The organism is Spiroplasma ixodetis, from assembly GCF_040369795.1.
Taxonomy (GTDB): domain Bacteria; phylum Bacillota_I; class Bacilli_A; order Mycoplasmatales; family VBWQ01; genus Spiroplasma_E; species Spiroplasma_E ixodetis_B.
In genome coordinates this window covers 672,487-686,311 of the sequence record NZ_AP028955.1, presented here as the reverse complement: position 1 = coordinate 686,311, position 13,825 = coordinate 672,487, and the positions used below count along the sequence as shown (strand labels likewise).

Genomic DNA, 13,825 nt, shown 5'->3' with positions numbered 1-13,825 from the left:
ACATTGTACTATTTAGCAAGACAAGACACTGACTTACCGCTTTGATATAAAGCTACTATTTGTTTTTTAAATTAATCTGAATATGAGTTAATATTGGCCATAATTATAATTCATTTCTTTTAACTAATTTGTTCACTTGTCTACGTAATTAGTGTCCAATAAATTGTAACCCATCCATAATTATTTAAACTTGATGATAATCAATTTAACTGATTATCTATTACAAACGAATTAGAAACCAATAATATTCCATCATTAATTCTTGCTGATTGAACACTTGGTAATGGAGAATATAGAAAATATTTCACTAGAGCAATTATTAATAATAATAAAATTGAAAATGCTTTAAATTTGTATGGTTCAAATCAATCACAATTATTTTCTAAATTAGAATTTTATAAAGAAATTTCACAAATTGATAATGATAATGATTTTCAATTAAAAATTGAAAATCCAATTAATAATTTAAATCGGATTGAAATTCGTGGAATATTTGGTGCTAGTAATTATGATTTGATTTTAATAACAGATAAACAAGAAATCAACTTAAAAAGTATTAATCTATTTGATAAATATAATGAAAATATTTCTTATATAAATATCGAAATTTAATGATTAAAGTACCCTTATGGATATTTTCCATCTCATACTACATCATTAGCATTTTGTTTTATTGTATCAAAATACAAATGTATTTTTTGTTTACCACTTATTTTTTCTGACCATATATAGCTAACTAAAGTAATGTTTAGTAATATTTTTCTTATATTATGTTTTATAGCAAATCAAAAATGTTCAATTGGATTTAAATTAGGAGAATATGGTGGAAGAAATAATAGTTTGCATCCAGCATTTTCAATTAATTGTTGTGTTAATTTAGATTTATGAAACGTTGCATTATCTAAAACTATAATTTGTCCACCCTTTAATACTGGAATTAGTATATTTTTTACATATGATTCAAAAATTTTACTGTTGCAATGTCCTTCAAATGCTCATAGGGCTTTTAATTTACCTTTATTTAGTGAACCAATTATACTCATTCTTTTTATTTTATATGCGGGTTTATTATCAAATAATCTTTTACCTTTTTCAGATCAACCATATTTATAAAATTCATTATCATCAATTCCAGATTCATCAATATATACTAAATATTCATTCATTATTTTAGCTATTTCTTTTAAATCAATATCTTCGGTAATGTTTAGTAATCTGTGTAACTTAGTGATTTTACAACTAAAATTTATTTAAAAAACACAGTTTTTAGGAAAGTCCCAAATCTTTCTTGTTTATTTTTATCTCTTTGTTCATATAGAAAAGTTTTTTTATATGTATAATTTAGTTTTTTGAAATAGTTATAAACTGTTTCTTTAGTCATATCATCAAATTTTTCAATTACTTTTTGAACTGTAACATCTTTATTTTGCGCTAAATAATTTTTTAATTCATCTAAATCCTTTATTTTGTGGCTATGTCCTTTTTGATAATTCAAAATTGGTTTTATATGCCCAGTTTCTTTTTTTCTTTTTCTTCATAAGAAAAAAGTCTTTCTAGTAATATTGAACACTTTACAAATTTCTTTAATTTTCATGTTTTTACTTTCATAGGCTTATATTACTTTTCTTCGTAAGTCTTCACTGTATGGTTTTGGCATAATTTAATCTTCCTAATCTATTTTAAATATTGCTGAATTGTACTTTTAAATTCAAAAACTGTTTAAATTACATATTATTATTTTACATTATTTATGAGTAAACATTAATTTAGTTAGCTATAACTTGATAAAAATTTAAATTTTTAAAAAAATATTAAAAATATTTTTTTATTTTAATGGTTTTGTTTTATTAAAAATTTCACAAAGTAAGTTAAATCTTAAGTACATAAGTCTAAATATACTTTTTCTACATTTATTTATTAAAATTTTGAATCTTTTTAATCAAGCAAAAACATGTTCAACTTTAATTCTAATTTTTGAAATAATTTTATTGTAGATTTTTTCTTGTTTAGTTAATTTTTTATTTTTAGTTTTTTTAATTGGTAATATAGTATTTTTATAAATATTTTGTATTCCTTGATATCCCAAATCACCAATAATTATTGTTTTTTCTGAAAATTCAAGATTTGAATTTTTTAATATTTGAAAATCATGTACTTTTCCATTATCAGCAAAAATATCAACAATTTTTTTATTAAAAAAGTCATATATAATTTGAAATTTTATAGAAAACATTCAACTTTTACCAGAAAAATATTCTAACTGTATTTTTTAGTTGGTCTTTCAATTTCAATTTCAGTTGAATCAATTAAATAAAATTGAAATTCATTTAAATCTTCTTGTTTTTTCTCAATTTTTGATTTATATTTTGTTTTTAAAAACTGATAATCTTTGTCATCACTAAGTTTATTTTCTACTCAAGTAATATTTCGAAAACAACTTGATGCACTCATTTTATATTTAATACTCATTTGGAAAAAAGTATAATATTCTTTTCAGTATACTAAAGTCATCATCAATCTTTCTTCAACTGAAAGTTTATATTTTCTACCTTTAGTTTTTTTTAAATTTTCTATTTCAATTAATTTTGTTAACATTTCATCAAAATGAAAACGTTTTATAACAAAATATCTATAAAATTGTTCATTTTTTAATTTTTTTAAATTTTCAAAATTAATTTTTATCAACACCTTATTTTTTTATTAATAAAGAAATTATAAAATAAATTTTAAATTATTAATTGACTTTTAAAAAATTTATTTACGGAATATGTCTACTGTATGGTTTTGGCATAATTTAATCTTCCTAATCTATTTTAAATATTGCTGAATTGTACTTTTAAATTCAAAAACTGTTTAAATTATAGCTAAATAAAGTAATGTTTACTCATATCTTGAAAAACAAAATCAATCGCTTTTTTAATATTTGGTCAATAATTTGGTAATATTTTTCTTATATTATTTTTTATAGCAAATCAAAAATGTTCAATTGGATTTAAATTAGGAGAATATGGTGGAAGAAATAATAGTTTGCATCCAGCATTTTCAATTAATTGTTGTGTTAATTTAGATTTATGAAACGTTGCATTATCTAAAACTATAATTTGTCCACGCTTTAATACTGGAATTAGTATATTTTTTACATATGATTCAAAAATTTTACTGTTGCAATGTCCTTCGAATGCTCATAGGGCTTTTAATCAGATCAACCATATTTATAAAATTCATTATCATCAATTCCAGATTCATCAATATATACTAAATCTTCATTTATTATTTTAGCTATTTCTTTTAAAAAATCTTCTTGTTTATTTTTATCTCTTTGTTAATATAGAAAAGTTTTTTTATATGTATAATTTAGTTTTTTGAAATAGTTATAAACTGTTTCTTTAGTCATATCATCAAATTTTTCAATTACTTTTTGAACTGTAACATCTTTATTTTGCACTAAATAATTTTTTAATTCATCTAAATCCTTTATTTTGCGGCTATGTCCTTTTTGATAATTCAAAATTGGTTTTATATGCCCAGTTTCTTTTTTTCTTTTTCTTCATAAGAATAAAGTCTTTCTAGTAATATTGAACACTTTACAAATTTCTTTAATTTTCATGTTTTTACTTTCATAGGCTTCTATTACTTTTCTTCGTAAGTCTTCACTGTATGGTTTTGGCATAATTTAATCTTCCTAATCTATTTTAAATATTGCTGAATTGTACTTTTAAATTCAAAAACTGTTTAAATTACATATTATTATTTTACATTATTTATGAGTAAACATTACTTTAGTTAGCTATATCATAGCAAGACATGCCGAACCACAATCATTTTCTGTTTCTTGTTGAACAAAAGGATATTTCATATAAAAAATCACCGCCAATAATAATTAACAGTGATTACCATTTTTTCCTTTTTATTACTTACGATGTTTTTTCTTTTTAGCAGCAGCGCTTTGTTTTTCGCGTTTTTCATCACGCGCAGAAAGAAAATGTTTATGTCTTTTTTCTGCTCTTTTAGTCTCTTGGGCCTTTTTACTAAATCCTTTTAAAAGATGTTGAAACTCTTGTTCACTACTTGTTCGTTCTTCGTTTTCTTTGTTGTCTGATGATGGTGATTTTTTCACTGAATGCATTCATGTCAGCTCCTATTTTTTATTTTACTTTAACAATTATATTAGTAAATTAAAAAATTATCAATATTTTTATACAATATTAAACTTTTTATTTTAAAAAAAATTAAAAGTAAGATTATCTTTTAAAATTTCACACTTACTAACTATTATTTAATAATACTTAATGATTTTATCATATTTTAAATGTTTATGTTTTTAATAAATAAAATAAAAATTTATTTATAAAATAAATCTAAATGAACGGTTTGATAATAAAAATGGAATAAAATTTAAATCTTCTTTAGAAAGTTTACCAACAACGTTACGAATACCATCATTTTTAATTTTATTTGTAATAATATGCAATTCACCGCGATAATTTTGTGCTTTATTATTAATAATAAAAACATCACCTTTTTCTAATCATTGATTAGTATTGTTAGCAGGAATATCTAATTCTTGATATATAACTCGAGAAATAACACTACTAATTATATCTCGTGCTAAATCAGATCTAACTTTATGAATATTTTTGTCAAAAAGAATCTGTTGTTCGCTATCAGTAATATTAGAATTTAACTCAATTTTTAACGATAAATTTTTATAATCAATTTCATTTATCATTTTCAAACCATATTCTGTTAAAAACTGGTTAGCAATAATTATCATATCAATTCATAAAGCAATATAATGACGAATTTGTATTACCAATGGTCAATCACGATGCAGTTCTAATGTTGGTAAATTATCATTATATTTTCAAGGTCCAATTTTATCTTTTCCTAATAATGTAACAAAGCTGGCAAATGGAATTTTATTAACAACGCTTTCAGATTGATTTAAACAAAAAAGTCAATATCAGCACCGGTATATCTTTGTGGATAAAAATTATAACAACTAATAAGGTTATTAACATTAGCTTTATAAAATAATATTAAGTAGTTGATATCATTAACAACATATGAACCATTAATAAATATTTTAAAATTTAAACGATTTTGAATTAATTTTGCTTGATGTTTAATATCAATTCCTTCGTTGCAACGAATACCCTATAAACCATACATTTTAAAAAAATTTATGAAATCAAGTTGTTTATTAAGATTCAGATTAAATTCATTAATAAATTCAATATTAATATCTGCAAAAACATGCATATTATACTTTTTAGCAATTTGTGTTAATAATAGTAATTTTTTTAAATTTTCATAATCTGTTTTTTTTAAAACTAATTACAGTTGTAAAAATAGTTTTAATACTGTTCTTGGCTAATAATTCGGTATAATTTTTAATTTCTTCTAAATTTGCTAAATGTAAATAAACTGCAGCACCAATTTTTTCCATTTACTTCCTCCTTTACTTTTTATATATTAATTTTATCATTTTGTAACTTAATAATTTTTAATTTTTACAATAAATAATGTAAAGGATTCCTAGTTTGATAAAATAACTACTTCTAAATAAAAATAAGAAAATTGACTACACTAATCTTAATTTTAATACACCTTATACATTAATAAATCTATAATTTAAATTTATTAGTGTTAATTATTAAATTTATAAATATAATTATTTTTTATGCTAATATTTATTTATAATTTAATAAAAGTTGATTCCTAATATAGAAATTTATTTATATTAGGTTTTTTATTAAATTAAAATTAAAGAAAGGAAAAAAGATTAAAAGATATGCCTTTAACTTATATAGAAAAAGAAAAACTATTTCAAAATGAATGAGAAAAAAGAAAAAAAAGAAGCAATAAAAAATATTAACAAAAAAATACCAGGTAAATATTTATTAAAAATATTTGAAAATATAATCTTAGATAATGATACAAAAGTTAATGAGGAAAATCTTCAACAATCTCAAGAATTCGAAACATTTGAAGAAAAACAATTACAAGATAATGAAAATAAACAAGAATCAAAAAACCGAACACAATTTAAAACAGATTTTCCAAATATTGCACAAATAATAAAAAATAGCAAAAATACTGGCATCAAGGTATTGACATCTTTAATTACATTTTTTGAAATTAATGATGACCAACTTGGAATTACAGAATATATAATAAATTTAAATGAAGAACGTAAAAAAGAAAAAATGAACATTAAAGAAATTGAATAAAAAATTAAAAATATTTGAAAAGAAATCAAAGAATTAGAAAGCAAGCTATTTTCAGATGAACCATTATAATTATGATCTTGTTCTTCTGAATTAAAAGAAGAAAAAATTAGTAAAAAAATTGAACTTTAACTAATAAGAATAGGCAGGTTCGAAGTATCACAAGCACAAATGGAACAATATTCACCAGAAATAAAAAAAATTATAAACAATTCAAAACAACTTTTAAAAGAATATGATTATGAATTAAATAAATCAATTACATTATAAATAATTTGTGTAATTACTTAATAAAAAGTAAATTTTTAGTGTTTATTAAACAAAAACAAACATTTATACTTTTTTATCTTATTTAATTATTATTTTTGATATACTATAATTTTGTATTACTATATATAGCTAACTAAAGTAATGTTTACTCATAAATAATGTAAAATAATAATATGTAATTTAAACAGTTTTTGAATTTAAAAGTACAATTCAGCAATATTTAAAATAGATTAGGAAGATTAAATTATGCCAAAACCATACAGTAGACATATTCCGTAAATAAATTTTTTAAAAGTCAATTAATAATTTAAAATTTATTTTATAATTTCTTTATTAATAAATTAATAAGGTGTTGATAAAAATGAATTTTGAAAATTTAAAAAAATTAAAAAATGAACAATTTTATAGATATTTTGGTATAAAAAGTTTTCATTTTGATGAAATGTTAACAAAATTAATTGAAATAGAAAATTTAAAAAAACTAAAGGTAGAAAATATAAACTTTCAGTTGAAGAAAGATTGATGATGACTTTAGTATACTGAAAAGAATATTATACTTTTTTCCAAATGAGTATTAAATATAAAATGAGTGCATCAAGTTGTTTTCGAAATATTACTTGAGTAGAAAATAAACTTAGTGATGACAAAGATTATCAGTTTTTAAAAACAAAATATAAATCAAAAATTGAGAAAAAACAAGAAGATTTAAATGAATTTCAATTTTATTTAATTGATTCAACTGAAATTGAAATTGAAAGACCAACTAAAAAAAAACTACAGTTAGAATATTTTTCTGGTAAAATTTGAATGTTTTCTATAAAATTTCAAATTATATATGACTTTTTTAATAAAAAAATTGTTGATATTTTTGCTGATAATGGAAAAGTACATGATTTTCAAATATTAAAAAATTCAAATCTTGAATTTTCATAAAAAACAATAATTATTGGTGATTTGGGATATCAAGGAATACAAAATATTTATAAAAATACTATATTACCAATTAAAAAAACTAAAAATAAAAAATTAACTAAACAAGAAAAAATCTACAATAAAATTATTTCAAAAATTAGAATTAAAGTTGAACATGTTTTTGCTTGATTAAAAAGATTCAAAATTTTAATAAATAAATGTAGAAAAAGTATATTTAGACTTATGTACTTAAGATTTAACTTACTTTGTGAAATTTTTAATAAAACAAAACCATTAAAATAAAAAAATATTAAAAATATTTTTTTAAAAATTTAAATTTTTATCAAGTTAATATAAAAATAATATTAACAATTTTTGTGTTTGAAATATAAATTTATTTTTAAAGTATTTTTTTAAAAATATTAACTTCTATAATTATTAACACTAAAAAATTTATAAATATTATTATTAACAATTGATTAAATTTATTTACGGAATATGTCTAGTGAAGACTTACGAAGAAAAGTAATAGAAGCCTATGAAAGTAAAAACATGAAAATTAAAGAAATTTGTAAAGTGTTCAATATTACTAGAAAGACTTTATTCTTATGAAGAAAAAGAAAAAAAGAAACTGGGTATATAAAACCAATTTTGAATTATCAAAAAGGACATAGCCACAAAATAAAGGATTTAGATGAATTAAAAAATTATTTAGCGCAAAATAAAGATGTTACAGTTCAAAAAGTAATTGAAAAATTTGGTGATATGACTAAAGAAACAGTTTATAACTATTTCAAAAAACAAAATTATACATATAAAAAAACTTTTCTATATTAACAAAGAGATAAAAATAAACAAGAAGATTTAAATGAATTTCAATTTTATTTAATTGATTCAACTGAAATTGAAATTGAAAGACCAACTAAAAAAAACTACAGTTAGAATATTTTTCTGGTAAAAGTTGAATGTTTTCTATAAAATTTAAAATTATATATGACTTTTTTAATAAAAAAATTGTTGATATTTTTGCTGATAATGGAAAAGTACATGATTTTCAAATATTAAAAAATTCAAATATTGAATTTTCAGAAAAAAAATAATTATTGGCGATTTGGGATATCAAGGAATACAAAATATTTATAAAAATACTATATTACCAATTAAAAAAACTAAAAATAAAAAATTGACTAAACAAGAAAAAATCTACAATAAAATTATTTCAAAAATTAGAATTAAAGTTGAACATGTTTTTGTTTGATTAAAAAGATTCAAAATTTTAATAAATAAATGTAGAAAAAGTATATTTATACTTATGTACTTAAGATTTAACTTACTTTGTGAAATTTTTAATAAAACAAAACCATTAAAATAAAAAAATATTTTTAATATTTTTTTAAAAATTTAAATTTTTATCAAGTTAATATAAAAATAATATTAACAATTTTTGTGTTTGAAATATAAATTTATTTTTAAAGTATTTTTTTAAAAATATTAACTTCTATAATTATTAACACTAAAAAATTTATAAATATTATTATTGACAATTGATTAAATTTATTTACGGAATATGTCTATTATAAGTTCCAACGTAAATTGTTCCATTAGGTGTTGTAATTAGTGATTTTATTTTATAATCATAATTAAGTAAATTTATTTCTTCAAAAGATTGACCATTTTCACTTTTATAAAAAAACCTTTATTATTAACAGAATAAGTTTGCTCACCCTTAAAAGTTAAACCATTAATTTCACCAGTAGTGCCTGTCATTTTGTTAAAACTAATTTTAGAAACATTGTTTTTATTTAAAAAAGTAGTATTTTGATTGTTATTAATTATTTTATTATTTGATAATATCATCCCTAAACTTGTAACACTGGTAATTAATAATAATAATTGTTTAAATTTCATTTTTATCCCCTTTTTTTTAAAAAAAAATAAATTAAGATTTAGCAAAAATACATTATTTTTTGTATTTGCAAAAAATAATATACAATAAAAAATCTCAAAAAATGTCAATTACAATTACACTTTATCAAAAATATATATTTAATATGTATTGTTTGCCTTTATTTATATTGTGATTCTTAGTTAGTTATGGTATTCTATTATGGTATTCTATATTAAAAGATCGTCTTGTAAGTGAGGTGTTTGTTATGTTAAATTTAGATTTTGTTGGACCTCACGGCATTACTGATACTTATGGTGGATGATTTCATGTTTATGCATTTGCTATTATGTCAGGTATTTTTGCTTCAATTATTGCTTATTGAGTAAAATTTAAACGTTATCGTGTTCCTACTGATTCTTTAGCATGATCAATAATATTTATTATTCCTGCTTCATTATTTGGTGCTAGTTTTCTCGGCAAGGATGTTCCTGATAAGTCAATTAGTTTTTTTGAAAAATTTGCATTTTGAAAACCAGGGATGTCTATTCATGGTGGTGTTTTATTTGGCATTATTGCTGGTGCAATTATTTTTTACTTCGTTGGTCGTAAGTATAAAATATCATTATGAATATATGGCGATTTAATTATTCCTAATATTTTATTAGGACAGATATTAGGACGTTGAGGTAATTTCTTTAATCATGAATTACTTGGTAACGTTGTAAGTTATGATTCATTATCATGATTACCTGCTTTTATTCATGATAATTGTTTTAAATTAATTGGTGGACCAAGTGGTAATCCCGAAACGATTAATGGTGAAATTGTTTATCGTGCACCAATATTTCTTTATGAATCGATTGCTAATTTAGGTTTATGATTAGCGATTACATTTATTGTTCCAAATCTTGGTAAATGATTTGGTAAAAAGCCATGAAAAGTGGAACCAGATAAGTTTCAATTTGATTTTAAAGATAATTTTAAATACTGAGGAAAAATAACTTTTAATCCAAAATATTGAAATAAAGTAAATCGTGACCCGAAGCATTTGACTTGAACTAAAATGTGAAATGAAGTTTACTATTATAATCAAGTACCAAAAAATGTAGTAAATAAAGCATTAGCAGAAGTAAAACCTTCTGGTAAGAAAATTAATGATTATATAAATAAAAGCAAAAAACTTTATGAAATAAATAATCATCATCATTATCGAATGATGCATGCAGGTGTTCAAATGGGACTTTACTTTTTTGGATGAAATTTAATTAGATTTATTTTAGAGTTACAGCGCCCACCAGAAGATTTATTTTTAATTAATCGTCCAATCCTTGATTATACAATTTTATTATCGATTACTTTCTTTGGTCTGTTTCTAGCAATATTTGCACAATTTGTTGCAGCAAAATATTTACGTAGCGAAGGATGAACATATGAAAAAGAATATTAATAATATTCTTTTTTATTATTAAAACAATTATTATAACAGAAAATAAGCTATTAAATAGATAATATTAATTAGATTTGGTGTTTTTGTTATAATATTTATATACTAATGTATGAGGTGAAATTAGTGTTAGCGGTAGTAAGTGATGATAGTAGTACTAATACCATTAAGTTTTTAGGTTTTGAGATTCCAATTACTACTTTTTTATATTCAATGGGTTGATTAGCGCTTTTGATTTTTCTGTTATTATTATCAATTTTATTAATAATGTATTTACGCAAAAGGATTTCTATTAAAGGATACTTAAGTTTAGAAGAAAAAGATTATCAATTTGAAGATAAAATTTTGGAAATTGAACATGAAATTGCTAAATTACAAAGAAAATTTTATTCAAGTAAACATATTTCTAAAAAGAAAAAAATATTTTAACTAATTAAATGTAGGTGATGTATATGTCTAAAATAAAATTTAAATTATTTGATAAATTTTTTTCACAAAAAAATAGGTTATCAGATAAAGAAGATTATCAAAAATCAACTAATAATAACACTTATTTTAGCAATGTTGTACCACCAATTAATAAAAATAAAGAAAATATTAATAATTCTGATTTTAATGAAAACGATTATAATGAAAAAAAATATGATGGTAAAAATATACAAGTTACTAGTTCTTATATAATACCTTTACAAGAAAAAAAGACAGTGCCGATCAATGAAAAATTCACTAAAGAAAAAGATATGTATTATGATCAACCACAAACATTTAATACTATGGAAATAGTTAGTTATAAAAATAGTTTTAAAATTCCAAAACCAATTAGCAGAGAAATTAAATCAGAGAAGCTAAAACAATTGATTTTATTATTTATTGGTGTTATGACATTAATTATTGCTTCAACTTTTATTGGTTTATATTTTGGTATGATTAACATAAAAATTATTCCTCATCCTGTAATTACTATTCCATTAGCGATTATTGCTCTTACTATTATTTTGATTAATATTATTGAATTTGTGACATTAAGAAGAGAAGTGGATTTATATATTGAAAGAACACTAAAAGGATTGCTATTACCTCCTAATTTTATAATTAGAAATTATCGTAAAATTCATGCTAACTTGATAATTATTAATTGAATAAGTATTATTAGTTATATTGTTCTTGGTATTATTATTGGCATTATGTTTTTGATTAGTGGTCAGAAATTAACTTTTATTATTCAAAAATGAACAGTTAATGTTCCTGATATTATTAAAGATGCAATAACATTAACAATTATTTTAGGTGTTATTTTCTTTATTCATATGATTAATATTGTTATTTTTAAATTTCGTAAACGTAATATTATAAGTTATTATGGCTATGAAATTATTAATGCACAAGAGTTAAATCAATACAAAAAAAAGATAAATAGAATATGTATGATTATTAACACTAAAAAATTTATAAATATTATTATTGACAATTGATTAAATTTATTTACGGAATATGTCTAGTGAAGACTTACGAAGAAAAGTAATAGAAGCCTATGAAAGTAAAAACATGAAAATTAAAGAAATTTGTAAAGTGTTCAATATTACTAGAAAGACTTTATTCTTATGAAGAAAAAGAAAAAAAGAAACTGGGCATATAAAACCAATTTTTAATTATCAAAAAGTACATAGCCACAAAATAAAGGATTTAGATGAATTAAAAAATTATTTAGCGCTAAATAAAGATGTTACAGTTCAAAAAGTAATTGAAAAATTTGATGATATGACTAAAGAAACAGTTTATAACTATTTCAAAAAACTAAATTATACAAATAAAAAAAACTTTTCTATATGAACAAAGAGATAAAAATAAACAAGAAGATTTAAATGAATTTCAATTTTATTTAATTGATTCAACTGAAATTGAAATTGAAAGACCAACTAAAAAAAACTACAGTTAGAATATTTTTCTGGTAAAAGTTGAATGTTTTCTATAAAATTTAAAATTATATATGACTTTTTTAATAAAAAAATTGTTGATATTTTTGCTGATAATGGAAAAGTACATGATTTTCAAATATTAAAAAATTCAAATATTGAATTTTCATAAAAAAAATAATTATTGGTGATTTGGGATATCAAGGAATACAAAATATTTATAAAAATACTATATTACCAATTAAAAAAACTAAAAATAAAAAATTGACTAAACAAGAAAAAATCTACAATAAAATTATTTCAAAAATTAGAATTAAAGTTGAACATGTTTTTGTTTGATTAAAAAGATTCAAAATTTTAATAAATAAATGTAGAAAAAGTATATTTATACTTATGTACTTAAGATTTAACTTACTTTGTGAAATTTTTAATAAAACAAAACCATTAAAATAAAAAAATATTTTTAATATTTTTTAAAAATTTAAATTTTTATCAAGTTAATATAAAAATAATATTAACAATTTTTGTGTTTGAAATATAAATTTATTTTTAAAGTATTTTTTTAAAAATATTAACTTCTATAATTATTAACACTAAAAAATTTATAAATATTATTATTGACAATTGATTAAATTTATTTACGGAATATGTCTATTATAAGTTCCAACGTAAATTGTTCCATTAGGTGTTGTAATTAGTGATTTTATTTTATAATCATAATTAAGTAAATTTATTTCTTCAAAAGATTGACCATTTTCACTTTTATAAAAAAACCTTTATTATTAACAGAATAAGTTTGCTCACCCTTAAAAGTTAAACCATTAATTTCACCAGTAGTGCCTGTCATTTTCTTAAAACTAATTTTAGAAACATTGTTTTTATTTAAAAAAGTAGTATTTTGATTGTTATTAATTATTTTATTATTTGATAATATCATCCCTAAACTTGTAACACTGGTAATTAATAATAATAATTGTTTAAATTTCATTTTTATCCCCTTTTTTTTAAAAAAAATAAATTAAGATTTAGCAAAAATACATTATTTTTTGTATTTGCAAAAAATAATATACAATAAAAAATCTCAAAAAATGTCAATTACAATTACACTTTATCAAAAATATATATTTAATATGTATTGTTTGCCTTTATTTATATTGTGATTCTTAGT

Annotated in this window: 27 protein-coding genes; 14 read left to right on the top strand and 13 right to left on the bottom strand. The window is 20.4% G+C overall.

The genetic code is table 4. The features are described from left to right. The first annotated feature begins 351 nt into the window (after window positions 1-351). Complete coding sequence (locus tag ABWV63_RS04995) at window positions 352-612, top strand: hypothetical protein (protein ID WP_353307062.1); 261 nt, start codon at window positions 352-354, stop codon at window positions 610-612. Between the two features lie 14 nt (window positions 613-626). Here the strand turns inward: ABWV63_RS04995 and ABWV63_RS04990 are convergent, their stop codons facing one another. From ABWV63_RS04990 to ABWV63_RS04940, 11 genes are all read right to left on the bottom strand, one after another. Beyond that, window positions 627-1,166 (bottom strand): IS630 family transposase, encoded by a 540-nt coding sequence (locus ABWV63_RS04990; protein WP_353307061.1) that lies wholly within the window; start codon window positions 1,164-1,166, stop codon window positions 627-629. 80 nt (window positions 1,167-1,246) lie between these two features. After that, window positions 1,247-1,594, bottom strand: a complete 348-nt coding sequence (locus tag ABWV63_RS04985) for an IS630 transposase-related protein (protein WP_353307060.1) — start codon at window positions 1,592-1,594, stop codon at window positions 1,247-1,249. Window positions 1,595-1,825: 231 nt separating this feature from the next. Beyond that, window positions 1,826-2,233 carry a transposase family protein gene (locus ABWV63_RS04980; RefSeq protein WP_353305654.1) on the bottom strand — a complete coding sequence of 136 codons (408 nt, stop codon included), beginning with the start codon at window positions 2,231-2,233 and terminating at the stop codon, window positions 1,826-1,828. A gap of 23 nt (window positions 2,234-2,256) precedes the next feature. Next, window positions 2,257-2,685, bottom strand: a complete 429-nt coding sequence (locus ABWV63_RS04975; RefSeq protein WP_353307059.1) for a transposase family protein — start codon at window positions 2,683-2,685, stop codon at window positions 2,257-2,259. A gap of 179 nt (window positions 2,686-2,864) precedes the next feature. Next, entirely contained in the window at window positions 2,865-3,206 is a 342-nt protein-coding gene (locus ABWV63_RS04970; RefSeq protein ID WP_353307058.1) for a transposase, read from the bottom strand. Window positions 3,207-3,322: 116 nt separating this feature from the next. Next, complete coding sequence (locus ABWV63_RS04965; protein ID WP_353307057.1) at window positions 3,323-3,670, bottom strand: IS630 transposase-related protein; 348 nt, start codon at window positions 3,668-3,670, stop codon at window positions 3,323-3,325. Between the two features lie 117 nt (window positions 3,671-3,787). Next, window positions 3,788-3,856 (bottom strand): cysteine peptidase family C39 domain-containing protein, encoded by a 69-nt coding sequence (locus tag ABWV63_RS04960; protein WP_353307183.1) that lies wholly within the window; start codon window positions 3,854-3,856, stop codon window positions 3,788-3,790. A 54-nt stretch (window positions 3,857-3,910) separates the two neighbouring features. Next, complete coding sequence (locus ABWV63_RS04955; RefSeq protein WP_342261606.1) at window positions 3,911-4,126, bottom strand: hypothetical protein; 216 nt, start codon at window positions 4,124-4,126, stop codon at window positions 3,911-3,913. A gap of 219 nt (window positions 4,127-4,345) precedes the next feature. After that, a complete protein-coding gene (locus tag ABWV63_RS04950; protein ID WP_353307056.1) occupies window positions 4,346-4,816 on the bottom strand; it encodes a DUF871 domain-containing protein in 471 nt (156 codons plus the stop codon). 128 nt (window positions 4,817-4,944) lie between these two features. Further along, window positions 4,945-5,097, bottom strand: a complete 153-nt coding sequence (locus tag ABWV63_RS04945; RefSeq protein ID WP_353307182.1) for a MupG family TIM beta-alpha barrel fold protein — start codon at window positions 5,095-5,097, stop codon at window positions 4,945-4,947. A 175-nt stretch (window positions 5,098-5,272) separates the two neighbouring features. Then, window positions 5,273-5,449, bottom strand: a complete 177-nt coding sequence (locus tag ABWV63_RS04940) for a hypothetical protein (protein WP_353307055.1) — start codon at window positions 5,447-5,449, stop codon at window positions 5,273-5,275. A gap of 385 nt (window positions 5,450-5,834) precedes the next feature. Between ABWV63_RS04940 and ABWV63_RS04935 the strand changes: the two genes are divergently transcribed. The 7 genes from ABWV63_RS04935 (at window position 5,835) to ABWV63_RS04905 (ending at window position 8,784) form a co-directional block, all read left to right on the top strand. After that, on the top strand, window positions 5,835-6,233 hold the full coding sequence (locus tag ABWV63_RS04935; RefSeq protein ID WP_353307054.1) for a hypothetical protein: 399 nt from the start codon (window positions 5,835-5,837) through the stop codon (window positions 6,231-6,233). A 628-nt stretch (window positions 6,234-6,861) separates the two neighbouring features. After that, window positions 6,862-7,035, top strand: a complete 174-nt coding sequence (locus ABWV63_RS04930; RefSeq protein WP_353307053.1) for a hypothetical protein — start codon at window positions 6,862-6,864, stop codon at window positions 7,033-7,035. After that, window positions 7,020-7,433 carry a transposase family protein gene (locus tag ABWV63_RS04925; RefSeq protein ID WP_353307052.1) on the top strand — a complete coding sequence of 138 codons (414 nt, stop codon included), beginning with the start codon at window positions 7,020-7,022 and terminating at the stop codon, window positions 7,431-7,433. The genes ABWV63_RS04930 and ABWV63_RS04925 overlap by 16 nt, the downstream gene beginning before the upstream one ends. A gap of 21 nt (window positions 7,434-7,454) precedes the next feature. Further along, window positions 7,455-7,715 (top strand): transposase family protein, encoded by a 261-nt coding sequence (locus ABWV63_RS04920; protein WP_353305623.1) that lies wholly within the window; start codon window positions 7,455-7,457, stop codon window positions 7,713-7,715. A 195-nt stretch (window positions 7,716-7,910) separates the two neighbouring features. Further along, complete coding sequence (locus tag ABWV63_RS04915) at window positions 7,911-8,249, top strand: IS630 transposase-related protein (protein WP_353307051.1); 339 nt, start codon at window positions 7,911-7,913, stop codon at window positions 8,247-8,249. Between the two features lie 128 nt (window positions 8,250-8,377). Beyond that, window positions 8,378-8,512, top strand: a complete 135-nt coding sequence (locus ABWV63_RS04910; RefSeq protein WP_353307050.1) for a hypothetical protein — start codon at window positions 8,378-8,380, stop codon at window positions 8,510-8,512. An 11-nt stretch (window positions 8,513-8,523) separates the two neighbouring features. Next, entirely contained in the window at window positions 8,524-8,784 is a 261-nt protein-coding gene (locus ABWV63_RS04905) for a transposase family protein (protein ID WP_353307043.1), read from the top strand. A gap of 278 nt (window positions 8,785-9,062) precedes the next feature. Here the strand turns inward: ABWV63_RS04905 and ABWV63_RS04900 are convergent, their stop codons facing one another. Further along, on the bottom strand, window positions 9,063-9,320 hold the full coding sequence (locus ABWV63_RS04900; RefSeq protein WP_353307049.1) for a hypothetical protein: 258 nt from the start codon (window positions 9,318-9,320) through the stop codon (window positions 9,063-9,065). Between the two features lie 245 nt (window positions 9,321-9,565). On the opposite strand from ABWV63_RS04900, the gene ABWV63_RS04895 reads away from it, so the two are divergent. The 6 genes from ABWV63_RS04895 to ABWV63_RS04870 all read left to right on the top strand — a co-directional run bounded on the left by ABWV63_RS04895 (window position 9,566) and on the right by ABWV63_RS04870 (window position 13,110). Continuing rightward, window positions 9,566-10,747, top strand: coding sequence for a prolipoprotein diacylglyceryl transferase family protein (locus ABWV63_RS04895; RefSeq protein ID WP_353307048.1), 1,182 nt, complete (start codon window positions 9,566-9,568; stop codon window positions 10,745-10,747). 123 nt (window positions 10,748-10,870) lie between these two features. Continuing rightward, window positions 10,871-11,173: a hypothetical protein gene (locus tag ABWV63_RS04890; protein WP_353307047.1), complete on the top strand. Its 303-nt coding sequence runs from the start codon at window positions 10,871-10,873 to the stop codon at window positions 11,171-11,173. 23 nt (window positions 11,174-11,196) lie between these two features. After that, window positions 11,197-12,243: an MSC_0882 family membrane protein gene (locus tag ABWV63_RS04885; RefSeq protein ID WP_353307046.1), complete on the top strand. Its 1,047-nt coding sequence runs from the start codon at window positions 11,197-11,199 to the stop codon at window positions 12,241-12,243. Next, window positions 12,236-12,586 (top strand): IS630 transposase-related protein, encoded by a 351-nt coding sequence (locus ABWV63_RS04880; protein ID WP_353307045.1) that lies wholly within the window; start codon window positions 12,236-12,238, stop codon window positions 12,584-12,586. The genes ABWV63_RS04885 and ABWV63_RS04880 overlap by 8 nt, the downstream gene beginning before the upstream one ends. A 117-nt stretch (window positions 12,587-12,703) precedes the next feature. Continuing rightward, complete coding sequence (locus tag ABWV63_RS04875; RefSeq protein ID WP_353307044.1) at window positions 12,704-12,829, top strand: hypothetical protein; 126 nt, start codon at window positions 12,704-12,706, stop codon at window positions 12,827-12,829. Window positions 12,830-12,849: 20 nt separating this feature from the next. Continuing rightward, window positions 12,850-13,110 carry a transposase family protein gene (locus ABWV63_RS04870; protein ID WP_353307043.1) on the top strand — a complete coding sequence of 87 codons (261 nt, stop codon included), beginning with the start codon at window positions 12,850-12,852 and terminating at the stop codon, window positions 13,108-13,110. Between the two features lie 277 nt (window positions 13,111-13,387). On the opposite strand, the gene ABWV63_RS04865 is transcribed toward ABWV63_RS04870, so the two are convergent. Next, on the bottom strand, window positions 13,388-13,645 hold the full coding sequence (locus tag ABWV63_RS04865; protein ID WP_353307042.1) for a hypothetical protein: 258 nt from the start codon (window positions 13,643-13,645) through the stop codon (window positions 13,388-13,390). Window positions 13,646-13,825 lie beyond the last annotated feature (180 nt).